23 protein-coding genes are annotated in these 21,960 nt (G+C 72.5%); 9 read left to right on the top strand and 14 right to left on the bottom strand.

Annotated elements, in window-relative coordinates; genetic code table 11:
* Positions 1 to 57 precede the first annotated feature (57 nt).
* The 4 genes from ACWFRU_RS25515 to ACWFRU_RS25500 all read right to left on the bottom strand — a co-directional run bounded on the left by ACWFRU_RS25515 (position 58) and on the right by ACWFRU_RS25500 (position 4,178).
* Positions 58 to 933: a hypothetical protein gene (locus ACWFRU_RS25515; RefSeq protein WP_453690500.1), complete on the bottom strand. Its 876-nt coding sequence runs from the start codon at positions 931 to 933 to the stop codon at positions 58 to 60.
* Entirely contained in the window at positions 930 to 2,210 is a 1,281-nt protein-coding gene (locus tag ACWFRU_RS25510; RefSeq protein WP_453690499.1) for a glycosyltransferase family 4 protein, read from the bottom strand. The genes ACWFRU_RS25515 and ACWFRU_RS25510 overlap by 4 nt, the downstream gene beginning before the upstream one ends.
* A 164-nt stretch (positions 2,211 to 2,374) precedes the next feature.
* Positions 2,375 to 3,655: an ABC transporter substrate-binding protein gene (locus ACWFRU_RS25505; protein ID WP_453690498.1), complete on the bottom strand. Its 1,281-nt coding sequence runs from the start codon at positions 3,653 to 3,655 to the stop codon at positions 2,375 to 2,377.
* A complete protein-coding gene (locus tag ACWFRU_RS25500) occupies positions 3,630 to 4,178 on the bottom strand; it encodes a hypothetical protein (RefSeq protein ID WP_453690497.1) in 549 nt (182 codons plus the stop codon). The genes ACWFRU_RS25505 and ACWFRU_RS25500 overlap by 26 nt, the downstream gene beginning before the upstream one ends.
* Positions 4,179 to 4,363: 185 nt before the next feature.
* Between ACWFRU_RS25500 and ACWFRU_RS25495 the strand changes: the two genes are divergently transcribed.
* From ACWFRU_RS25495 to ACWFRU_RS25485, 3 genes are read left to right on the top strand one after another with little or no spacing between them, the layout of a single operon-like run.
* On the top strand, positions 4,364 to 4,921 hold the full coding sequence (locus ACWFRU_RS25495; RefSeq protein ID WP_453690726.1) for a hypothetical protein: 558 nt from the start codon (positions 4,364 to 4,366) through the stop codon (positions 4,919 to 4,921).
* A gap of 4 nt (positions 4,922 to 4,925) precedes the next feature.
* Positions 4,926 to 7,844, top strand: a complete 2,919-nt coding sequence (locus ACWFRU_RS25490; protein WP_453690496.1) for an ABC transporter permease subunit — start codon at positions 4,926 to 4,928, stop codon at positions 7,842 to 7,844.
* On the top strand, positions 7,841 to 8,530 hold the full coding sequence (locus tag ACWFRU_RS25485) for an ATP-binding cassette domain-containing protein (RefSeq protein ID WP_453690495.1): 690 nt from the start codon (positions 7,841 to 7,843) through the stop codon (positions 8,528 to 8,530). The genes ACWFRU_RS25490 and ACWFRU_RS25485 overlap by 4 nt, the downstream gene beginning before the upstream one ends.
* Here the strand turns inward: ACWFRU_RS25485 and ACWFRU_RS25480 are convergent.
* Positions 8,508 to 9,413: a transglycosylase family protein gene (locus ACWFRU_RS25480; protein ID WP_453690494.1), complete on the bottom strand. Its 906-nt coding sequence runs from the start codon at positions 9,411 to 9,413 to the stop codon at positions 8,508 to 8,510. The two genes, ACWFRU_RS25485 and ACWFRU_RS25480, sit on opposite strands and share 23 nt — an antisense overlap.
* A gap of 111 nt (positions 9,414 to 9,524) precedes the next feature.
* Positions 9,525 to 10,157 carry a LysM peptidoglycan-binding domain-containing protein gene (locus tag ACWFRU_RS25475; RefSeq protein WP_453690493.1) on the bottom strand — a complete coding sequence of 211 codons (633 nt, stop codon included), beginning with the start codon at positions 10,155 to 10,157 and terminating at the stop codon, positions 9,525 to 9,527.
* A gap of 526 nt (positions 10,158 to 10,683) precedes the next feature.
* Here ACWFRU_RS25475 and ACWFRU_RS25470 point away from each other — a divergent pair.
* A complete protein-coding gene (locus ACWFRU_RS25470) occupies positions 10,684 to 11,490 on the top strand; it encodes a hypothetical protein (RefSeq protein ID WP_453690492.1) in 807 nt (268 codons plus the stop codon).
* Between the two features lie 178 nt (positions 11,491 to 11,668).
* Positions 11,669 to 11,971 carry a hypothetical protein gene (locus ACWFRU_RS25465; RefSeq protein WP_453690491.1) on the top strand — a complete coding sequence of 101 codons (303 nt, stop codon included), beginning with the start codon at positions 11,669 to 11,671 and terminating at the stop codon, positions 11,969 to 11,971.
* A 78-nt stretch (positions 11,972 to 12,049) separates the two neighbouring features.
* On the opposite strand, the gene der is transcribed toward ACWFRU_RS25465, so the two are convergent.
* The 5 genes from der to aroH all read right to left on the bottom strand — a co-directional run bounded on the left by der (position 12,050) and on the right by aroH (position 16,495).
* Positions 12,050 to 13,522 (bottom strand): ribosome biogenesis GTPase Der, encoded by a 1,473-nt coding sequence (gene der, locus ACWFRU_RS25460; RefSeq protein WP_453690490.1) that lies wholly within the window; start codon positions 13,520 to 13,522, stop codon positions 12,050 to 12,052.
* Positions 13,523 to 13,592: 70 nt separating this feature from the next.
* A complete protein-coding gene (locus ACWFRU_RS25455) occupies positions 13,593 to 14,279 on the bottom strand; it encodes a lysophospholipid acyltransferase family protein (RefSeq protein WP_453690489.1) in 687 nt (228 codons plus the stop codon).
* A complete protein-coding gene (cmk, locus tag ACWFRU_RS25450) occupies positions 14,237 to 14,938 on the bottom strand; it encodes a (d)CMP kinase (RefSeq protein WP_453690488.1) in 702 nt (233 codons plus the stop codon). Before cmk ends, ACWFRU_RS25455 begins: the two co-directional genes overlap by 43 nt.
* Before the next feature lie 112 nt (positions 14,939 to 15,050).
* Positions 15,051 to 16,136, bottom strand: coding sequence for a prephenate dehydrogenase (locus tag ACWFRU_RS25445; RefSeq protein WP_453690487.1), 1,086 nt, complete (start codon positions 16,134 to 16,136; stop codon positions 15,051 to 15,053).
* Entirely contained in the window at positions 16,133 to 16,495 is a 363-nt protein-coding gene (gene aroH / locus ACWFRU_RS25440) for a chorismate mutase (RefSeq protein WP_453690486.1), read from the bottom strand. The genes ACWFRU_RS25445 and aroH overlap by 4 nt, the downstream gene beginning before the upstream one ends.
* 245 nt (positions 16,496 to 16,740) lie before the next feature.
* Between aroH and ACWFRU_RS25435 the strand changes: the two genes are divergently transcribed.
* The 4 genes from ACWFRU_RS25435 to ACWFRU_RS25420 are packed head-to-tail and all read left to right on the top strand — an operon-like array spanning position 16,741 to position 19,238.
* On the top strand, positions 16,741 to 17,430 hold the full coding sequence (locus ACWFRU_RS25435) for a hypothetical protein (RefSeq protein WP_453690485.1): 690 nt from the start codon (positions 16,741 to 16,743) through the stop codon (positions 17,428 to 17,430).
* A gap of 17 nt (positions 17,431 to 17,447) precedes the next feature.
* Positions 17,448 to 18,041, top strand: a complete 594-nt coding sequence (locus ACWFRU_RS25430; protein ID WP_453690484.1) for a DUF6529 family protein — start codon at positions 17,448 to 17,450, stop codon at positions 18,039 to 18,041.
* Positions 18,038 to 18,514, top strand: coding sequence for a Rieske (2Fe-2S) protein (locus ACWFRU_RS25425; protein ID WP_453690483.1), 477 nt, complete (start codon positions 18,038 to 18,040; stop codon positions 18,512 to 18,514). The genes ACWFRU_RS25430 and ACWFRU_RS25425 overlap by 4 nt, the downstream gene beginning before the upstream one ends.
* 22 nt (positions 18,515 to 18,536) lie before the next feature.
* A complete protein-coding gene (locus ACWFRU_RS25420; protein ID WP_453690482.1) occupies positions 18,537 to 19,238 on the top strand; it encodes a nucleotidyltransferase domain-containing protein in 702 nt (233 codons plus the stop codon).
* On the opposite strand, the gene ACWFRU_RS25415 is transcribed toward ACWFRU_RS25420, so the two are convergent.
* The 3 genes from ACWFRU_RS25415 to ACWFRU_RS25405 form a co-directional block, all read right to left on the bottom strand.
* Entirely contained in the window at positions 19,235 to 20,254 is a 1,020-nt protein-coding gene (locus ACWFRU_RS25415; RefSeq protein WP_453690481.1) for an ADP-ribosylglycohydrolase family protein, read from the bottom strand. The genes ACWFRU_RS25420 and ACWFRU_RS25415 overlap by 4 nt on opposite strands.
* Positions 20,251 to 20,994 carry an NUDIX hydrolase gene (locus ACWFRU_RS25410; RefSeq protein ID WP_453690480.1) on the bottom strand — a complete coding sequence of 248 codons (744 nt, stop codon included), beginning with the start codon at positions 20,992 to 20,994 and terminating at the stop codon, positions 20,251 to 20,253. Before ACWFRU_RS25410 ends, ACWFRU_RS25415 begins: the two co-directional genes overlap by 4 nt.
* Positions 20,991 to 21,960: AAA family ATPase (locus tag ACWFRU_RS25405; RefSeq protein ID WP_453690479.1), on the bottom strand; the 970-nt coding region annotated here is incomplete at its 5' end. The genes ACWFRU_RS25410 and ACWFRU_RS25405, both read right to left, overlap by 4 nt.

Below are 21,960 nucleotides of genomic sequence, written 5' to 3'. Positions count from 1 at the left end.
CGTCGCGGACAGCCACGGTCCGCGAGGGCTCCGGCCCTTGGAGACATGTCCCCTGGGTCAGCCCTCGGCCGTGTTCGCCTCGCGGACGCGGATCGAGAGGTCGTTGTCGTTCGTGTAGTACGGCCCCGCCTCCAGCGGGCCGTGCTCCGCGGTGTCGAGCCGGACCGCCGGGTAGGTGAAGATCTGCTTCTTGTCCGGGATGTCGTCCAGGAGCCGGGCCAGCCGGATACGCGGGCCGCTCTCCCCCGCCGGACGCAGCCAGAGGTCCCAGGGGCCGACGCCGCTGTCCGCGAGCACGTCGCACCGCAGCTCGAAGCTGAACTCCGCGCCGTTCGAGGTCAGTTCGTAGCGCTCGGCCTTCTCGGGCTCGGCGCGGCGGGTCGCCTCGGCGTACGCGGCGCCGGTCAGCGCGGTGCCATACACGCGGCCCTGCACGGTCACCGCGACACCGGTGATCTCCAGCTCGCCGATCTCCGCGTGCGGGGCGCGCAGCCAGCTGCGCACGGAGAGGTTGCCCTGCTTGGTCGCGTACGGGATGCGGACGGCGATGTGGCCGCGGGCGCCGCTGGGGGCGCGGTCCACCAGCGAGCGCAGGTCGTTGACGCCGGGCGCCAGGCGGCGCGGGGTGGCGCCGCCGACCTCCGCGTAGGCGTTCCAGCGGCCCTCGGCCAGCTCGACGCTGCTGGGCAGCGCGGCCCGCAGCCGGCCGTCGGCGGCCGGGGAGAGCGGCAGGCGTACGTCCTCGTCGGTGGAGGCGGCGTCGCGGCGGCGCAGCAGCAGATAGGCGGCGCCCTCGCCTCCGGGGTCGGTGACGTCGAAGGTCAGACCGCCCGCGGAGTCGGCTATGCAGTCGGCGCGCGGGGTTGCGGCGACGTCATGATCGGCACCGGTGCCGCAGGGCGATGAGGCGTCCGAGGTGGCCAAGGCCGTCATGCGGTGGATCCCTTCGTCTGTATGCCGCTGGTCGGTACCCCGTGTCCGATGTCGCGTACCGCGTAGGCGCCGTTCAGGAGCGCGCCGCGGGTGCGGTGCAGTGTGCCGCGCATCCGGCCGCCGAAGGAGCTGCCGCGGGCGATCATCCCGGTGAACATCGCGTCGTAGCGCTCGGCGATGCGGGCCGGGTCGAAGCGCTCGGAGTCCTCCAGGGCGGCGTCCGCCATCTGCCTGCGCAGCGTGTCGTTGTTGATCAGTTCGAGCAGTCCGCCCGCGATCGCGTCGGGGTTGCCGACCTCGACGAGGCGTCCGTCGACACCGTTGTCGATGATCTCGCCGGGACCGTGCGGGCAGTCGGTGGCGACCACGGGCAGCCCGCAGCGCATCGCCTCGACGATCGTCATGCCGAAGGACTCCAGGCTGGAGGTGACGGCCGCGATGGAGCCCTTGGCCCACTCGGGCTCGATGGGGTGGGCGGGTCCCATCAAGAAGACGTGGTTGTAGAGGCCCAGTTCGTCGATCAGGGCGCGCAGCTTGTCCTTCTGCTTGCCGCCGCCGTATATCCGAAGCCGCCAGTCGGGGCGCTCGGCGCGCACCTGGTCGAAGGCCCGTATCAGCAGGTCGTACCGCTTGACGGGGGCGAGCCTGCCTGCCGCGACGACCCACTTCTGATTGCCGTCGGCGGGCTCTATGCCGGGCGCGGGCACGGGGTTGGGCACGGCCTGGACGTGGACTCCGGGCAGGCGCATCTTGCGGCGGTAGGCGCGGGCGTCGGCCTCGGTCGTCGTGGTCAGGACATCGAGGCGGGGGTAGACGCTGCGCAGCTGACGGCGCAGTTCCTTGGAGTGGCTGTCGAGGGTGAGGTGCTCCTGGCCGACCCGCAGCGGGCCGCGCGCGGTCTCGCGCGCGAGGTGCACGTTCAGACCGGGACGCGTTCCGACCACCACGTCGGCGCTGACCGAGGAGAGATGCTCGGCGATGCGCCGGTCGGTGAGGGCGCTGTACTGGTCGTAGCGCCCTTCGGCACTGGGGAAGGTCCTGGCGGGCCGCAGGGCGTCGGCGGCCTCCCCCTCGTAGCCGGGGCTTTCCTTGCGCATGTCGACGAGGTGGCTGAGCCTGACGCGGGAGTCGGGCGCGAACACGGGTTCGTCGCGGTGCCGGAAGACGGAGACGATCTCGACGTCGTGTTGCTCGGCGAGTGTGTTCGCCAAGTTGTACGTCGTCCGGATCGTCCCGCCGATGCCGTACGCGTTGTGAATCAGGAAAGAGATGTGCATGCGTCCCCGTATCCCACGCTTCCCCGCGGACAGTCCTTCTCGTCCGCCTACCGCAGGGTTAGACGGGGATTACGGCCACAGGGTTGGGTTTCATCATCATCTTGTTCTTGAACAGTTGTGCCATCGGTATCCGCTTTCGGGAACTCTCCTGCTAGGTACACGCATCATGGCTGGTAGGAGAGCTGCGGCACGTCGAAGCAGTTGTCGTCCATGTCTCCCTGTGTGACCCAGCCCTCACCGTCCTTCCAGCGGGCCACCGACACACACGTCCTACGGGTGTCGGGCGGCCGCGCCCGCTCCTCGTACCTCACCGGGAGCAGCAGCCCACGCGCCGTGTAGGACTCGCCGCGGTTCATGAAGCGGTCGACACATGCGCGCGTGACGTCGCCCCGGCACGACTTCGCCGCGTCCGTGAACCACATGGCTGCCGCCCACCCCTCCAGTTGCCACTGCGACAGATCCTTGTGCCCCTTCATGGCGTCGCGGAACTCCCGTACGGCAGGTTGGCCGGTTTCCTCGTAGTTCCGGCTCGCGCCGGTGGCCCACAGGGCGTTGCGGCAGCGCGGGGCGTCCTTGTAGTCGTCGGCGACGGCCGAGGTCCAGTTCTGGACGTTGGTGACCTTGGCGGTGACGTCGGCGCCCACGTCGTCCATCGCCTCGCACAGCTGGGCGTTGCCGTGCGTGTCCATGGCGTCGAAGACGAGGTCGGCGCCCTGCTCCTTCAGATCGGCCGCCGCCGCGCGGAAGTTGGGCAGCGCGAAGTCGACCTGCTCGGTGACCACCTTGTAGCCCTCGGCCTTCAGGCCCCGGGTGACGAGCCGGGCGTACGCGGCGGAGGCGGCCTGGTTGTAGGAGACGACGGCGGCCGTCCGCGCCCCCTGCTCCCGCTTGAAGTAGCGGTAGACCTCGGTCCCGCCGATCAGCTTGCCGCCCCAGCCGGGCTTCCCGTCGCGCGGGGCGAGGCTGCCGTAGATCCCGTACAGATGCGGATAGGTGTCGTACGCGGACCCGATCGGCTGGCCCCCGACGTCGGGCACGCGCGCGCGGGAGACGCGCGAGGCGCCCGCGTAGTCGAGGGAGCTGGTGGCGACGAGCGCGACGACACGCTCCTCCTCGACCAGTTTGTCCACGCACTCGTTGTTGCCGACGCCGCTGCCGCCGTCGTCGCACGTGCGCACCTCGACCTTGCGTCCGTCGATCCCGCCCCGCGCGTTCAGCCGCTCGAAGTACGCCTTGGCCCCGTCCCGGGGCCCGGTGAAGGCGGAGCCGCCGACCGGGCTCGTCGCGCTGGTGATGATGCCGACCCGGACCGGCGCCCCCGGCGGGGCGGGCGCCGTGCTCCTGCCCTCGAAGTCGCTCTCGGGGAGCCGGCTGCCGCACCCCGCCACCGCCACGAGCAGCGCGGCTACGGCCAGCGCCTCAACAACCCGGGCCGGGCGACTCATTGCCGCTCAGCTTCACCAGGGCGCACAGAGTCTTGACCGACACCTTCCAGGTGTCGTCCTGGTTGACGGAGGTGCCCGAGGCGTCGGGCAGCGCGGTGGCACCCTTCAGGGTCAGGGCGTACGTCACGTCCGCCTCGGTCGCCGAGCTGAACTCGACCTTGTTGACGTCGGCGCTGACCTGCTTGCCGCGCTCGTCGCCGTTGAAGCTCTCCAGGACGCCCCGCATCTTCGCCCCGTCCTCCAGGACGGCCTCCTTCTCCTTCAGGGGGACGGCAGGGTCGAAGAACTTCTCGAAGTTCTCCTTGACCTCCTTCTCGGCCGCCGCCGGATCGGCGGGCTCGTCCTCCGCGGGCTCCTCGGTTTCGTCCTCTTCGGGCGCCGGTGAAGAGGCCTCCTGGCTCGTCCGGTCCGTGGACGGCTCGGGCGGATCGCTGTCGCCGCCCCCGCCGCTGTCGTCACCGCATGCCACGGCGGCCGGCGCGAGCAGCAGGACCGCGGCTGCCGCGAGGGCCGCGCTCCGCACCCTTCCCCGCCTGAGATCGCTCCCCCGCTTGGGGCTGGTCCAGAAAACCATCTGGCTCACCACCGGTGTCGGTCCGGGCCGCCCGGGCCCGGAGCTTTCAGGGTCAGCTTGCAGAAGGCATAGTGCAAGCCATCGGCTGACATGGACAGCCCACCGACGCTACGAACGTGTCCCAGGGGGCGCAGATGCGGGCGGCTCAACCGGATCAGACAGACCGTTCGGCCCGGCTCCGTGCCGTGCGCCCCGTCCTCTGGGTCGCCTTCGCCGCCCTCGCCGCGGGCGCGGTGCTGTGCGTGGTCGGCTGGTACGGAACGTCCGGCGAACGCTTCGCCGAGCGGCAGCTCCCGTATCTCGCGTCGTGCACCGTGCCCGGCGCGGCGCTGATCGTCGCCGGGGCGGTGCTCTTCGCGCACGGCAGAAGCACGCTGGCCAAGGCCCGCGTCGAGGAACTGTACGAGCTCCTGGTGACGGCGGGTTCGTCCGCCGCCACGACGGAGCGAGCGGCCCCGGTGGCGAGCAGCGGCGACCTCCTGATGATCCCCGGCGGCACGCTCTGGCACCGCGCGGACTGCCCCCTGGTGGCGGAGAAGCCGGAAGCGGTCCCCGCGGACGCCCACATCCTCGCGACCGGCGACCTGAGCCCGTGCCCCATCTGCGAACCGCGGCCGACCCCGATCACGCCGTCTCCCCCGCCTCCCGCGTCTCCCCCGTCTCCCCCGTCTCCCCCGTCTCCGGAGCGATGATCCGGTGGCCTCCCTGAGCTACGACCTGACGCTGGCCGGGCTCGCGGTCGGCAGCGCCGCGGCACTCACCGGCATCGGCCTGATCGTCACGTACCGCGCGACCGGCGTCCTCAACTTCGCCCACGGCGCGATGGCGATGCTCTGCGCGTACGTCCTGCGCCAGTTGACGGTGGAGTGGGACTGGCCGCTGCCCCTGGCCGCCGCGGTCACGCTCCTCCTGATCGCCCCGGCCATCGGCCTGCTCCTGGAGAAGGCGGTCTTCCGCCCCCTGTCGATCCTGGGCAGCGACCCGGCCCAGACCCTGGTGGCGTCCATCGGCGTCTTCGTCCTGCTGGTCGGGGGCGCCGCGCTGGTCTGGGGGCCGGGAGCGAAGGCGGACGCGCCGACCCTCGTGCCGGGGGACCCCTGGGTGCAGTTGGCGGTGACGGTGGCGCTCGCTGCCTCGGTCTGGGCGGTGACCCGCTGGACCCGCTTCGGCAGCGAGCTGCGGGCGGTGGTCGACAACCGCCCCCTCGCCGTCCTCAGCGGCATCGACGCGGACCGGGTGGCGTCGGCGGGCTGGGCGTTCGGCGCCTTCACGGCGGGGCTCACCGGCGTGCTGCTGGCCCCCTTCGTACGCCTCGACCCCTACGGCATGCCGCTGCTCGTGATGGAAGTGGTGGCGGTGGCGGTGGCGGCCCGTATGCGGAGCCTGTCCGTCGCGGTCACGGTGGCCCTCGGACTCGGCGTGGCGCAGAGCCAGTTGACCCGCCTGCACCCGTCGGGCTGGGCGGAGCCCCTCCTGCAGTCCCTGGGAGCGAACCTCTTCGTCGTCGCTCTCCTCGTCGCGGCCCTCGTGCTTCCGGGCGTCGGCTCGCACAGCACGCTTCCCCGCACGGCTACGGCGCGCGTTCCCACGCCGCCGGGCGCGTGGATCGTGGCCGCGGTCCTCTTCCTCATCCCCCTGGGCTTCGCGGGCTCGGACCTGACGACGTCCGTGCAGGTGCCGGCGCTCGCCGTCGTGCTCCTCTCCCTGGTGGTCGTCACCGGCAGGGGCGGCCAGATCTCCCTGGGCCAGGCGGCGTACGCCGGTCTGGGCGCGCTCTTCACGGCGCTCCTCACTGCGGGCCGCTTCCCGGGCCTGCCCGAACTCCCCCACCTCCCCGCCCTGGCCGTGGCCGTCCTCCTGGTGGCCCCCCTCGGCCTCCTCACCGGCTGGCCCGCGATCAGCCGCCGGGGCCTCGCGCTCGCCCTGGCGACGTTCGCGGTCGGCGTGGGCGTCAGCCGCTTCGTGTTCGCCCAGCCGTACGCGACGTCGGGCCTCGCCCTGGACCGCCCGGCGGGTTTCGTCAGCGACCGCGCGTACTACGTCCTGGAACTGCTCCTCCTTGCCGCGGCGTTGCTCTTCGCGGCCGGGATGCGCCGGGGCCGCATGGGGCGCGCCCTCGCCGCGATGCGGGATCACGAGGCGGGGGCGTCGGCCGCGGGGGTGCCGGTACGGGGCCTGAAGCTCACGGCGTTCGTGACCGGCGCGGGTCTCGCCGCGCTGGGGGGCGGGATGCTGGGCATGGGGTTACGGGCCTTCGACCCCGCCGCGTACGACCCCGTGCGGGGGCTCCTGTGGTTCGCGGCGGTGGTGGTCCTGGGCGCCGACAGCCTCCTCGGGGCCCTGCTGGCGGCGGCGCTTCTGGTGGGCCTGGACGCGGGGACGCGGGGCGGTGTGGCCGCCGCCCTGATCGGCGTCCTCGCGGTCCTGACGGGCCGCTTCCCCGGCGGCCCCTACGAAGCGCTGCGTTCCCTCACCGCCCGCCTGTCCCGCCGCCCCACACTGACCCCCTTGGGCCACCAAACCCGAACGACCCTGCCCCCAACTCCCCCCGCCCTCACCCAATCCCCCCGCAACAAACAGCAACCCATCCCCCACCCACTGAGATCGGCCCCCAGCGGGGCACTGGCCGGCCTCACCCAACGGCTCCCCTGGCGGAAAGCCCTCACCCGACCGTCCGAGCGGTCGCCCCACGGTGAGCAGGCGAGCCGTCAGAGCGTCCCCGGAGCCGCGGAAGGTGGCGCCAGGGCGCAGACGCCTCTTTCGTCGGAGGAGGCGGTTGCGGAGGTTCGTCCCGAGCGTGGTTCGCGGGGCTTCGGAGCCGCGGCAGCCGCGCGTTCGCCTTCGGACGGCGGGGGCGGGCGATCCGAGGCCGCCCCGCGCCCCAGCCGGACCCGTCACGGAAGCCCACGCCCGCAGCGCGCCCTCACCGCCCACCACATCACCGCCACCTACGACGACGGCTTCACCGCCCTCGGCGGTGTGTCCCTCTCCGTGCCCCCGGGTCACATCACCGCCGTTGTCGGGCCCAACGGCGCAGGTAAGAGCACCCTCTTCCATTGCCTGGCCGGCACCCTTCGCCCCGCCGCGGGCCGCATCACCTTCGCGGGCCGGGACATCACCCGTGCCCCCGCCCACACCCGGACCCGCCTTGGCCTGGCCCGCACGTTCCAGCAGGTGGCTGTGTTCCCGTCCCTGACCATCGCGGAGAACGTCCAAGTCGGAGCGGATCAGCAGAGTTTCCCGTACCCCCGGACCAACACCGCCGCCACCGCCCAAGCCCTGCGCCTCCTCGCCCTCCACTACCCCACGACCCGTCACCACCCCGCCGCGGACCTCCCCACCGGCACCCTCAGGCGCGTGGAACTGGCCCGAGCCCTCGCAGGCCGCCCCCACACCCTCCTCCTGGACGAACCGGCAGCGGGCCTGGACACCGCCGAGGTGGCCGCGCTGGTCCGCGTACTGCGCGCCCTGGCCGCCGACGGCATGGCCCTCCTCGTGGTCGAACACGACCTCGACCTCATCGCGGACCTGGCCGACACCGTGCACGTCATGGCGGCAGGCCGCATCGTCACCTCAGGCCCCCCGGCCGAAGTCCTCCACAGGGCGGCCCCATGAGAAACGGCATCGAACTCCACACGGCCCGGGTCCGCTACGGCCCCCTCGAAGCACTGCACGGCGTGACCCTCGCCGCCCCCGCCCCCGGCCTCACCGTCCTCCTGGGCCGCAACGGCTCGGGCCGCACCACGGCGTTGCGGGCCCTGGCAGGCACCGCGCGCCTCACCGCCGGGGCCGTCACCTGGGACGGAGCCGACGTCACCCGGCTCACCGCTCACGAACGCGCGACGCGGGGCCTGTGCTTCGTACCGGACGGACCAGCCGTGTTCAGCCACCTCACGGTCTCCGAGAACCTCGGCCTGGCGGGCCCCGAGGCCGCCCCCGACCTCACCCCGGCCCTGGACGCGTACCCGGAGCTGCGCCCTCTCCTCTCCCGCCGCGCGGGCACCCTCTCCGGCGGCGAGCAACGCATGCTGGCGCTCTCCCGCGCCCTCCTGAAGCCCCACGCCCGGATCATCCTCATCGACGAACCCACCCAGGGGATGTCCCCCTCCGTCGCGTCACGTACGTACGACCTCCTGGTGGGCCTGAGCGCGCACGCCTGCGTCCTGACCGCCGAACAACGCCTGCCGCCCGGCCTGCGCGGACACGCGGGACGGACGGCAGTGGTGGTGCACGAACTACGCCGTGGCGAGGTCGTGTTCAGCGGCGAGGCAACCGAACTCAGCCGCCGGAGGCGGTCCTGACGGGCTCAGGGCTCGCGGCAGGCTCGGGCTCCGAAGCCCCCGTGGACTTGGGGGGTTCCGAGGCCTTGGGGGTCTCTGAGGCCTTGGGGGTCTCTGAGGGCTGGGGGGTCTCTGAGGGCTTGGGCGTCTCCGAGGGCTCGGGAGTCCCTGAAGGCTTGGGGGTCTTCGAAGGCTCGGCAGTCTTCGAAGGCTTGCTCGACCCGGCCGGCTTCGTCGGCTCGGCAGGCTTCGAAGGCTTCGCCGGCCCCCCGGGCTTCGCGGTCCCCCCAGGCTTCGGCTTCGCCGGGGACTTCCCCGGGATGACCAGCCTGGTACCGACGCCCAGCCTGTCCGGCTCGCTGCCCACCACCTTGCGGTTGGCTTGATACAGGGCTTGCCAGCCGCCCCGCACCTCGTACCGCCGCGCGATGGAGCTCAGCGTCTCCCCCGCCTTCACGACGTGCACGGCGAAGTAGCCGTCCCGGACCTCCTTGGGGATCTTCTTGGAGCAGACGGGCCAGGCATTCCACCCCTGGTTGCGCACCACGGCCTCGGCGACCTTGATCTGCTCCTTCTTGGTGGCGAGATCGGCACGCGGCGCGTACTTGAGCCCGCCGTGCTCCTCCCAGGTGGACTGCCGGAACTGCAGCCCTCCGTAGAAGCCGTTCCCGGTGTTCACATGCCACCGGCCGGTGCTCTCGCAGTGTGCGAGGCAGTTCCAGGGGCCCTTGGTCCGGGAGCATTCGAGCGCCTCGGCGGCGGCCCTGGGCCCCGGCAGGGGCGCGGCCGGAGCCGGAGCGGCCTGCGCGGTCGCGGGCGCGGGCAGCAGCAGTGAGGTGACAGCGGCGATGACCAGACCAGCGGGCCACAGCGACCGAAGACTCTTGATCGGCATCGGGTACATCCGCCCAAGCTAGGCAGCGCCACCGCGGCGAGAAGCCGTGCCGCGCCGCCACAGGCGAGGCCCCACCCGGTCGGACGACCGGGCGGGACCACGCCCCGGGAGGGGCGGAACTCAGAGGTCGAGCCGCTGCCCGGGCAGGATCACGTTCGGATTCCCGCCGATGACCGCCTTGTTGGCGGAGTACACCTTCTGCCAGCTCACGCCGTGCGCGGCCGCGATCCGGCTGAGGGTGTCCCCCTGCCGAACGGTGTAGTCACCGCGTCCGGATCCCCGGCCGACATGACTCGGCGTACGGTTCTGCGGCTTCGCGGGCTGCTCGGCCGCCTTGGGGGCCTGCGGAGCCTTGGCCGCCTTGGGGGCCGCCGGAGCGGCCGCCGCCCCCGGCGCGCTGCCGGACGCACCCGCCCGCGCCGAGCAACTGGGCCAAGCGCCCCACCCCTGGGCCCGCTGGACCTTCGTGGCGACAGCGATCTGCTGCGCCTTGGACGCCTTGTCGGCGGTCGCCGCGTAGGCGCCTCCGCCGTACGCCCGCCAGGTGGACGCGGAGAACTGCAGCCCTCCGTAGTAGCCGTTCCCGGTGTTGATGCTCCAGTTTCCGCCGCTCTCGCACTGAGCGATGCGATCCCACACTCCGCTGTCCGCCGCTGCGGCCTGGCCGGTGGCGGTGAGCAGTCCCAGCGGGGCGAGCAACGCCGCTCCGCCGATCACTGCTGTCCTGCGAACGCACTTGGGACGTGCGGACATGAATATCCCTCTCGAAGGACCCGGGGTCCCCCAGGTGGCCCGGACCTCCGCGCGCATCTGGCGCCGGAGGCCCGTCCACCCCGTCCGCCGGAGTTCGGCACGTTCGTGCCGTGGTGCTTGAGCTGGCTGCCTGGTGCGGCCGGCGGACGTACCCGAGCGGTGCTCGCTGCACACGGCGGTGGAATCTAGGCGCCTCCTCGCCCCGATATCAACCAACTCCTTGTCATTCCAGGCCAGTTGGCCGTTACCCGGAGTATCGGCGAATTCAAGCCAGCCGCTTAATTCACTGATTTCACGATTTGTCGACCTGTCAGCATGACGATCTGTGACCCAGCTCACCGGCACAACTTGCCTGTACGCGGCAGATGTTGGCGCGGAGTGACGGATTCCGTCGGGCGATTCACCCTCCGCTGCGGATGGTTCGATTCCGTTCGCCTTCGCGCGTGACTTGCGCCACTGATCGCCCGTTGTCTTCTTATGAGCCGGGCACCCCCGGTCCGCACGCAACGATTCCGAGGAGCCCCCCGTGCCGCGCATGCTCGACGTCGGCGACGACGTACGCGCCGAGATCGGCGACGAAGAAGCAGACCGGCTGCTCGCCGGAGAGAACGCCCCGGGCAGTTACGACTGCACGTCCTGCCGGACCCCGGGCGACACGGAGCAGGAACGCACCAGCACCGTCCTGTTCATCGGCGACGAGACCGCCGTACTCGCCTTCGCGCACGCCACCTGCCTGCCCTCCCAGATCGTCCAGGTCTCCGAGGAGCAGTTGCAGGGTGCCGTGCGCTCGATCACCGGTGAGGAGGGCACCGGCCTCGCCGGTGTCGCGGGACCCGGCCCCGCCGAAGGAGTGCCCGACCAGGCGGTCCTCGGCGTGACCAGCGGTCTCGTCCTCATCGACGGCGAGCTGTATCCCGCCCTCGTCGTCGAGCCGACCGGCGCCATCGCCCGCCCGGGGTCCGCGCCCGGCGGCGGCGACGACTTCCTGCAGCTCCTGGTCGAGCAGGGGTTCACCCCGGCGGCCTCGCTGGACGACGTGCCCCCCGTGCTGCACGGCTGGTCGGTGCTGCTCGCCGCGGGCCAGCTGCACGCGGTGCTCCAGCCGGCCGCGGGCGGCGGCGCCCCCGTCGCCTGGTGGCAGGCCCACCACCCGCTCCAGGTCACCGACGCGTGGCGGTCCGCGGCGAACAAGCTGCAGTCGGTGCTCCTGTTCGCGGCGCCGGTCGGCTCCATCGGCCGCCAGCCCCGCGAGGACCTGCTGCGCGGCGCCCTGGACAAGGCGGCGACGCACGGGCGTCTGGTCGCGGCCGCGATGCCGCTCGCGGGCACCTGAGCCCGTGCGGGCCGCGCCGGCACCCCGAACCGGGGCACGAGCGCGCCGGGCACGCTCCCGGCGCCCCGTGAAAGCGGCGCGGCCCCCGCATCCGTACGAGCACGGGGTCGTTGGCACATACGTGCACACATACGACCCCTCCCGCCCACGGCCGGCGTACCAGACCCCCATCCCGTCGATGCGTTCGGCGCCGCAGGACACGGGGGGCGAGTACTCGGCCACACCGATCTACGACGCGCTCTACTCGGAGTACCGCAGGTCGTTCAAGGCCCTTCCGGGAGACCGGACCGGCGAGGAGGACCTGGGCTTCACGTCGTTCGGCGGCATGTCGTACGGCATGCACCGTGCCGGTGACCGGCACGACCCCCGGAACAACACCTTCAGCCAGCTTCACGTGTCCCGTCACGGTCACGAGCAGCACGGCACGGTGCACCAGCAGTTCCCCGCGGCGCTGCCGCCGGGGCCGCGCCGGGGGCTCTGAGCAGCCCGCATCACCGCCAATGGGCCGGGCCCCGCCTTCTCCTCGAAGGCGGGGCCCGGCCCATTGGTCCATCCGTGCCTACTTCTTGCGGCCGCGCTTCTCGCGCACGCGCACCGAGATGTGGATCGGCGTGCCCTCGAAGCCGAACTCCTCACGGAGCCTGCGCTCCACGAAGCGGCGGTAGCCGTGCTCGATGAAGCCGGAGGAGAACAGCACGAACCGCGGCGGCTTCGTGCCCGCCTGCGTGCCGAAGAGGATGCGGGGCTGCTTGCCGCCGCGGATCGGGTGCGGGTGGGAGGCCACGAGCTCACCGAGGAAGGCGTTGAGGCGGCCCGTCGGGACGCGCGTCTCCCAGCCCGCGAGGGCCGTCTCGATCGCCGGGACGAGCTTCTCCATGTGGCGGCCGGTCTCGGCGGAGACGTTGACCCGGGGGGCCCACGCGACCTGGAGGAGCTCGGTCTCGATCTCCCGCTCCAGGTAGTAGCGGCGCTCCTCGTCGAGGGTGTCCCACTTGTTGTACGCGACGACGATGGCGCGGCCCGCCTCGACGGCCATCGTCACGATGCGCTGGTCCTGGACGCTGATCGACTCGCTGGCGTCGATCAGGATGACCGCGACCTCCGCCTTCTCGACGGCGGCCGCCGTGCGCAGGGAGGCGTAGTAGTCGGCGCCCTGCTGGAGGTGGACGCGCTTGCGGATGCCCGCGGTGTCCACGAACTTCCAGACGACGCCGCCGAGTTCGATGAGCTCGTCGACCGGGTCACGGGTGGTGCCCGCGAGCTCGTTGACGACCACGCGGTTCTCGTTCGCCACCTTGTTGAGCAGCGACGACTTGCCGACGTTCGGGCGGCCGATGAGCGCGATGCGCCGCGGGCCGCCGATGCCGCCGCCGAAGGACTGCTCGGGCGCCTCGGGAAGGGCTTCCAGGACGGCGTCCAGCATGTCGCCGGTGCCGCGGCCGTGCAGCGCGGAGACGGGGTACGGCTCGCCGAGGCCGAGCGCCCACAGGGCGGTGGCGTCGGCCTCGCCGGAGGGTCCGTCGACCTTGTTGGCGCACAGGACGACGGGCTTGCCGGACTTGCGCAGGAGGCGCACGACGGCTTCGTCGGTGTCGGTGGCGCCGACGGTGGCGTCCACGACGAAGACGACCGCGTCGGCGGCCTCGATCGCGTACTCCGCCTGGGCGGCCACGGACGCGTCGATGCCGAGGACGTCCTGCTCCCAGCCGCCGGTGTCGACGAGCTTGAAGCGGCGGCCCGCCCACTCCGCCTCGTACGTCACGCGGTCGCGGGTCACGCCGGGGCGGTCCTCGACGACGGCCTCGCGGCGGCCGATGATGCGGTTGACGAGGGTCGACTTGCCGACGTTCGGGCGGCCGACCACCGCGAGGGCGGGCAGCGGGCCGTGGCCCGCCGCGTCGATCGCGCCTTCGACGTCCTCGACGTCGAAGCCCTCCTCCGCGGCGAGCTCCATGAACTCCGCGTACTCGGCGTCGCCAAGCGCCCCGTGCTCGTGTTCAGCCGAGCCTTCGGGCTGGATCTGGTCGTTCATGAAGTCCGTACCTCTGTCGTATTCGTGATCGGTGGACCGTCTCGCGACCATCCACTACTGAAAGTCTCGCTCAGCGCCCGGTCAGGCGCCTGGCGTCGGCCAGGTGGGCGGTGAGCCGCTCCTGGATGCGCACGGTCGCCTCGTCGAGGGCCTTGCGCGTACGCCGACCGCTGTCGTCGCCCGCCTCGAAGGGGTCGCCGAAGATGACGTCGACCCTGCTCCGCAGCGGGGGCAGCCCCTTCCACAACCGTCCGCGCTTCTCCGTGCTTCCCAGCACCGCCACCGGGACGATCGGCGCCCCGCTGCGTACGGCGAAGTACGCGAGGCCGGCGCGCAGTGAGGCGAAGTCGCCCTCGCCGCGTGTGCCCTCGGGGAAGATCCCGAGGACGCCGCCGTCGTCGAGGACGCCGAGGGCCTGGGTGATCGCCGTGCGGTCGGCGATCTCACGGTCCACCTTCACCTGCCCGATGCCGCGCAGGAAGCGGTCCAGGGGGCCTATGAAGGCTTCCTTCTTGATGAGGAAGTGCGTCGGCCTGGGCGCCGTGCCCATCACCATCGGGCCGTCGACGTTGTGGGAGTGGTTGACGGCCAGGATCACCGGGCCGGTCACTGGGACCTTCCAGGCGCCGAGGACGCGGGGCTTCCACAGGCCGTACATGAGGCCGACGCCGATGCGGCGGCCGACCTCCGCACCCCGCTGAGACGGCGCCGCGGTCACTTCGCCGCCCGCTTCTCCTCGACGAGGGTGACGACGCACTCGATGACCTGCTGCAGCGTGAGCTCGGTGGTGTCCACCTCGACGGCGTCGCCCGCCTTGGCGAGCGGCGACGTCTTGCGGCTGGAGTCGGCCGCGTCCCGCTTGATGAGCGCCTCACGCGTCGCGGCGACGTCGGCGCCCTTGAGCTCGCCGCTGCGGCGGGCGGCGCGGGCCTCGGGCGAGGCCGTGAGGAAGATCTTCAGGTCGGCGTCGGGCAGGACGGTCGTACCGATGTCACGCCCCTCGACGACGATGCCCTTCTCGGCGGAGGCGGCGATGGTGCGCTGCAGCTCCGTGATGCGGGCGCGCACCTCGGGGACGGCGCTGACGGCGCTGACCTTGGAGGTGACCTCGGTGGTGCGGATCGGCCCCGCGACGTCCGTGCCGTCGACCGTGATGGTCGGGGCGAGCGGGTCGGTGCCGGAGATGATCTCGGGCTTGCCCGCGACCGCGGCGATGGCGGTCGGGTCCGTCAGGTCGATGCCGTTGTGCACCATCCACCACGTGATCGCGCGGTACTGCGCGCCGGTGTCCAGGTAGCTCAGGGCGAGCTGGGCCGCGACGGCCTTCGAGGTGCTCGACTTGCCCGTGCCGGAGGGCCCGTCGATGGCGACGATCACTGCTGCGGGCGCCGGACCGGCGGTTTCCACGGTTTCCACGGGGTGCGAAACCTCTCTCAGGACGCGGGGACGGGGTAGCGGGGCGCGGACACGCCCCGCACAAGGTTACTGGCTCCCGCGCGCACCTCTTACTGCCGGATGCCCCGGGCCTTCACTGCCGGATCGCCCAGCCCCGCTCCCGCAGGGCCGCCGCGAGCACCGGCACGGCCTTCGGCTCGACGAGGAGCTGCACATGGCCCGCCTGCTGCCCGGTGGCGTGCTCGATGCGGACGTCCTCGATGTTCACCCCGGCCCGCTCGGCGTCGGCGAAGATCCTGGCCAGCTGTCCCGGCTGGTCGTTGATGAGCACCGCGACGACCTCGTACGCGGTGGGCGCCGCCCCGTGCTTGCCGGGCACCCGGACCTGTCCGGCGTTCCCGCGCCGCAGGACGCTCTCGACGCCCGCGGCGCCCTCGCGCCGCTTCGCGTCGTCCGCCGACTGGAGCGCCCGCAGCGCCGTCACCGTCTCGTCGAGATCGGTGGCGACGGCGGACAGCAGATCGGCGACGGGCCCCGGGTTGGCCGACAGGATGTCGATCCACATCCGCGGGTCCGACGCGGCGATGCGCGTGACGTCACGGATGCCCTGGCCGCACAGGCGCACCGCCGTCTCCTCGGCGTTCTCCAGACGGGCGGCGACCATGCTGGAGACCAGGTGGGGCATGTGCGAGACGAGCGCGACCGCGCGGTCGTGCGCGTCGGCGTCCATGACGACCGGCACGGCACGGCAGAGGGCAACGAGTTCCAGGGCGAGGTTGAGGACCTCGGTGTCGGTGTCGCGGGTGGGCGTGAGGACCCAGGGCCGTCCCTCGAAGAGGTCGGCGGTCCCGGCGAGCGGGCCGCTGCGCTCGCGCCCCGACATGGGGTGCGTGCCGATGTACGGGGTGAGGTCGACGCCGAGCGCTTCGAGCTCACGGCGCGGGCCGCCCTTGACGCTCGCCACGTCGAGGTAGCCGCGGGCCGCGTCGCGCCGCATGACGTCGGCCAGCGTGGCGGCGACGTGCGCGGGCGGCACGGCGACGACGCACAGGTCGACCCGCCCCTCGGGTGCTTCGTCGGTCCCGGCGCCGAGCGCGGCCGCCGTGCGGGCCTGACCGGGGTCGTGGTCGGCGAGGTGCACGGTCACGCCGCGCGACGCGAGGGCCAGGGCGGCGGAGGTGCCGATCAGGCCGGTGCCGATGACGAGGGCGGTTCTCACTGGGCGATGTCCTTGCGCAGGGTGGCCGCGGCGCCGAGGTACACGTGCGTGATCTCGGCGCGGGGCTTGGGGGACTCTATGTGCGCGAGGACACGGACGACCCGGGGCATGGCGCCGTCGATTTGCAGCTCCTGCGCGCAGATCAGCGGGACGTCCACGATGCCGAGCTTGCGGGCCGCCGCCGCGGGGAAGTCGCTGTGCAGGTCGGGCGTCGCGGTGAACCAGATGCTGATCAGGTCGTCCCGCGTCAGCTCGTTCCGCTCGAGGATGGCGGTGAGCAGCTCGCTGACCTGCTCGTCCATGTGGTCGGCCGCGTCCCGCTCCAGTTGGACGGCGCCCCGGACCGCTCGTACCGCCACTGTGCTGCTCCTCGCTCGCGTGTCTCTGACTGCTGTGCGGACCAAGGGTAGTCAGCGCCCGGGGGGCGGGTGCGCGGCGCCCGTCTGCCGAGACGGACGCCGCGCGCCTCAGACCATGTCAATGTCACCCGAATCGCCCCCTGTCGCCACTTGGCCCGATTGGTGGCCGTTCAACTATGGACGCCGGGGGGCACGGTCCGCTTGCATGGAGGGGCCGGCAAGGCCCACGCCTCGGGGGAGGCCGCATGAAGCGCTCAGGACCGCTCTACACGCTTCTCGGGGGGCTGCTGCTCGCCCTGTTCATGCTGTCGCTCAACGCGACGACCGGGACGGGCAACTCGTCGTACGGAGGGGACTCGCCCGGCGGCGCGGCATCACCCGCGCCCACCTCCGCGAAGCCCACCAAGAGCACGCCCGCGCCCACCAAAAGTCCGTCGAACAGCCCGTCGAAGAGTCCCGCGAAGAAGCCGGCCGGCAAGTCCGAGTACGCGGGCCGCACGGCCGACGACGCCGCCGCGATCTCCATCTCGATCCGTGACGACAAGGCCATCGCGTACTACTGCAACGGCCGCGACGCGGAGTCCTGGCTGAAGGGGAACGTCGAGGACGACGGCTCCATGCGCCTGACCGGCAAGAAGGGCGCGAAGCTGGAGGGCACGCTCGCCGGCAACGCGGTCACCGGCACGGTCGAGGTCGGCGACCAGCCACGGGACTTCACCGCCGCCAGGGCGAAGAAGCCGTCCGGTCTGTACCGCGCGACCACCGAGGTGCGCGGCGCCGAGATCGACGGCGGCTGGATCGTCCTGCCCGACGGACGGCAGGTCGGCATCGTCAAGCGCGACGGAACGCCGCGGCCGGCCCCGCGCCTCGACCCGGAGACCGGCGTCGTCGTGGTCGACGGCGACCGTCTCACCGCCCGCCCCGTCGAGCCCTGACCAGCACAGGAGCCACCATGAGCGTCGATCCGAACGCCGCGACCCAGGGCGGCTTCGGCCCGCCCCCGGGAGCGGGTGAGCACCGCCGCCCGCACCCGGCGCGCTATCTCGTCCCCGCCCTGGTCGCCGGGGCGGTCGCGGTCGGCCTCGGGGTGTACGGCAAGTCGCACGACCCCGAGGGCACCGCCTTCAACCTGGCCGGGTTCAGCAGCACGAGCGCGGTCAAGGCCTGGCTCGGCACGACGGCGTTCGCCTTCGCGCTGGTCCAGGTCGTCTCGGCGCTCATGGTGTACGGGCGCCTGCCGGGGCCGTCCTGGTCGTCGGCGCTGCACCGCTGGTCGGGGCGGATCGCGTTCCTGGTGTCGGTCCCGGTGGCGGTCCACTGCCTCTACGCCCTGGGCTACCAGACGTACTCGTCGCGGGTGATGTGGCACTCGCTGCTCGGCTGCTTCTTCTTCGGGGCGTTCAGCGCCAAGATGCTGCTGCTGCGCTCGGAGAAGCTGCCGGGCTGGCTGCTTCCGGTGATCGGCGGTCTGGTGTTCGTGGTCCTCACGGTGGTCTGGTGGACGTCGGCCCTGTGGTTCTTCCGTACGTTCGGGGTGACGACATGAGCGGCGCAGCGCCGTCACGGCGCACCGTCCTCGCCGCGGGCGGCGTGGTCGCGCTGACCGCCGGGTGCAGCAAGTACGGGGACGAGGGCGCGGAGCCGGAGCCGCCGAAGTCGGAGGCGGAGGCCACCTCTGCCGGGCCCTCGAAGTCCGGCGGGAAGGACGGGAAGGACGAGCCCCCGCCCAAGGCGGAGGAGTTGGCCAAGACCTCCGACATCCCGGTCGGCGGCGGCAAGGTGCTCAAGGACGAGAAGATCGTCGTGACCCAGCCCGAGGAGGGCGACTTCAAGGCCTTCTCCGCGGTCTGCACGCACTCGGGCTGCACGGTCAGCGACGTCGCGGACGGCACGATCAACTGTGCCTGCCACGGCAGCAAGTACCGCGTGGCGGACGCCTCGGTGGCGGGCGGCCCTGCGCCACGCCCGCTCGCCCCGGAGACCATCAAGGTCACCGGAAATTCGATCACGCGCGGCTAGCCGGTGGCCGTACGCTCCCGGCATGCACCGCCCCACGGACACCGACCTGGACCTCGTACGCGACCACACCGTCTACGCCTGCGTGATGGGCTCGCGCGCCTTCGGCCTGGCCACGGACGGCAGTGACACCGACCGCAGGGGCGTCTTCCTGGCCCCCACGCCGCTCTTCTGGCACTTCGAGAAGCCGCCCACGCACGTGGACGGCCCGGCGCCGGAGCAGTTCAGCTGGGAGCTGGAGCGCTTCTGCGAGCTGGCCCTGCGCGCCAACCCGAACGTCCTGGAGTGCCTGCACTCCCCCCTCGTGGAGCACGTGACGGACACCGGCCGCGAGCTCCTGGACCTGCGCGACGCGTTCCTGTCCCGTCAGGCCCACACCACCTTCGTGGGCTACTCGCTCGGACAGCACAAAAAGCTGGAGGCGGACGTACGCCTGCACGGCGCACCCCGCTGGAAGCACGCCATGCATCTCCTGCGCCTTCTGACGAGCTGCCGCGACCTTCTGCGCACCGGCAGGCTGACGATCGACGTCGGCGACGACCGCGAGCCGCTGCTCGCGGTCAAGCGCGGCGAGGTGTCCTGGGCGGACGTCGAGTCCTGGATGCGGCGCCTCGCGGCGGAGGCCGACGCGGCAGCCACCCGCACCCCGCTCCCCGCCGAGCCGGACCGGGAGCGCGTGGCGGACTTCCTGTTCCGTGTGCGGCGCGCTTCGGCGGCAGCGGCCTAGGTGATCTGGGCGCCATCGCCGTCCCAGAGCGCCCCGAGCTCCAGCAGCTCCCCCCGGTACTCGATCCGCTCGGCCCACTCGGCGGGCCAGGCGTCCGCGCCCAGGTGGGCGCCCGCGAAGGCCCCGGCCAGGCAGGCGATGGAGTCGGAGTCGCCGGAGGTGCAGGCGGCCCTGCGCAGGGCGGTGAGGGGCTCGTCCACGAACTGCAGGAAGCACAGCAGGCCCGTGGCGAGCGCCTCTTCGGCGATCCAGCCCTCGCCCGTGGCCAGACAGGGGTCCGTCTCCGGGTTGGCGTCCCTCAGCGCGGCCTCCAGGCGTTCGAGGACGGCGAGGCACTCGTCCCAGCCGCGGGCGATGAACATCCCCGGTGTCGGGTCGTCGTCCCGCGTCCACAGCTCGCCGAGCCAGCGCGCGTGGTAGGTCTGCCGGTTCTCGTAGGCGTACGAGCGCAGCAGCCCGACCAGGCCCGTCGGCTCGGCGCCCTCCGCGAGCAGCCGCACGGCGTGCGCGGTCAGGTCGGACGCGGCGAGGGCCGTCGGGTGGCCGTGGGTGAGCGCGGACTGCAGCTGGGCCGCGCCCGCCCGCTGCTCGTCGCTCAGGCCCGGGGCGAGCCCGATGGGCGCGACGCGCATGTTGGCGCCGCAGCCCTTGGAGTGGATCTGGCTCGCCTCCTCCCAGGGCTTGCCGGTCTTCAGGAGGTAGCAGGCCTTGAGGCAGGTGTTGCCGGGCGCGCGGTTGTTCTCCGGCGACTGGTACCACTCCACGAACTCCTCGCGCACCGGCCGCTCCATCCGCTTCGGCCCGAGCAGTCCCCGGTCCATGGCGGTCCGCAGACCTCGGCCGAGCGCCAGCGTCATCTGCGTGTCGTCCGTGACGATCGCGGGCCGGGGCAGTTCCATCTCCCGCCAGGGCCCGCACTTGGCGAGGATCGACGGCACGTCGTTGAACTCGGTCGGGAAGCCGAGCGCGTCCCCCAGGGCGAGGCCTATGAGGGATCCGGTGGCGGCACGCTTCATGAGGGCTTTCCTTCCGAGGGGACGGTCGAGGGGCGCAGGAGGGGCGGGTGCAGGGCGGTGGCCGGGCCCGCCCGGTAGACGGCCGCAGGTTTGCCCCGGCCGCCGGTCAGGCGCGCGGCACCGGGGACCGCCTCGACGAAGCCGGAGGTGCCGAGCACCTTGCGCCGGAAGTTGGCCGGGTCGAGGTCGGCGCCCCACACCGTCTCGTAGACCTGCCGCAGCTCGCCGAGGGTGAACTCGGGCGGGCAGAAGGCGGTGGCGAGGCCGGTGTACTCGAACTTCGAGCAGACGCGGTCATGGGCGTCGGCGAGGATCCGGTCGTGGTCGAAGGCGAGCGACCCCTCGGTGCCGTACGGCAGCCATTCCGCGCGGGCCGCGTCGCTGCCGGCGCGGACCGCGGGCGGATCGGGGACGAGGGCCGCGAAGGCGACCGAGACGACGCGCATCCGCGGGTCGCGGTCCGGTTCGCTGTAGGTGCGCAGTTGTTCCAGGTGGAGTCCGGCGCTGTCGGTGATGCCGGTCTCCTCGGCGAGCTCGCGTCCCGCCGCGGTCTCGGCGGACTCGTCGGGGAGCACGAATCCGCCGGGCAGTGCCCAGCGTCCGGCGTACGGCTCCTGTCCGCGCTCGACGAGCAGCACGTGCAGGCGGCCCGCGCGGACGGTGAAGACGGCGAGGTCGACGGTGACGGCGAACGGGGCGTAGGCGTGAGGGTCGTAGCCGTCGGGGACGGGGGTGGTCATCGCTTCTCCGGGAGAGGTGCGGCGAAGTCCCAGCCGGTGGCGAGGTGTTCGTCGACGGCGGCGACGGCTGCGACGAGCCGCGCCTCGGGCGGTCCGGTCATCTCGATGAACCGGCGTCCGGTACGGGTGAGTTCGGCGCGGAAACGGTCGGTCATCCAGGGGCGCAGCTCCTCGCCGTCGCGCAGTCCGTCGTCCTCGAAGGCGACGCCCTCGTGGTCGGTGAGCAGCCACAGGTGGTGGTCGACCCGGTCGGCGATCTCCTCGACGAGGGGGTTGCGTCCGCCGACGTACCGCTCGTGCCAGACGGTGGTGGCGAAGGAGTCGGTGTCGCAGAAGAGCACCGGGGACCCGGCGCGGGCGGCGGCCTCCTCGCGGCCGTTCTGGGTCTTCGCGATGAGCGGGAAGTCGTCGGTGGTGAAGGTGACGTCCTCCCAGGCGGCCCCGGGCCACCGTCCGCGCAGGTCGGCGAGCTTGTCCTCGCTGTACTCGCGCCCGTACTCGGCGACGTACCCCGTACGTGCCCACACCCCGCCGCGCGCCCGGTAGTGGGCGGCGAGCGCCCGGGCGAGGGTGGTGGTGCCCGTGGACTCCGCGCCGAGGACCACGACGCGGCGCGCGAGGCCGGCCCGTACGGGCGGCTGGAGGAAGTCCCAGCAGCCGACGGGGTCCTTGCGCACGGCGGTGCCGGAGACCGGGAAGAGGGTGCGGTCGGGATCGACGAGCACGGAGGCGGCGCCGAAGCGGCGGCCCAGCTCCTCCCCGTACGCCTCCGACGTGAAGACCGCGTCCACGCGCTCGGGCACGGCCGCCCTGAAGACAGTCATGTGCGCGTCCCAGACCGCCGGATCATGCACGTCCATGTGCGTGTCGTCGACGGCGCCCACCACCGTGACGTCCGGGTGGATCTCGCCCATCCAGGCGACCCGGTCCGCCAGAGGGACGGACTCGACGGAGGCCGCGCAGACG

It is taken from the genome of Streptomyces sp. NPDC055099, assembly GCF_053607685.1.
The sequence above is the reverse complement of the archived record's forward strand: the minus strand, read 5'-3'. Positions and strand labels throughout refer to the sequence as shown.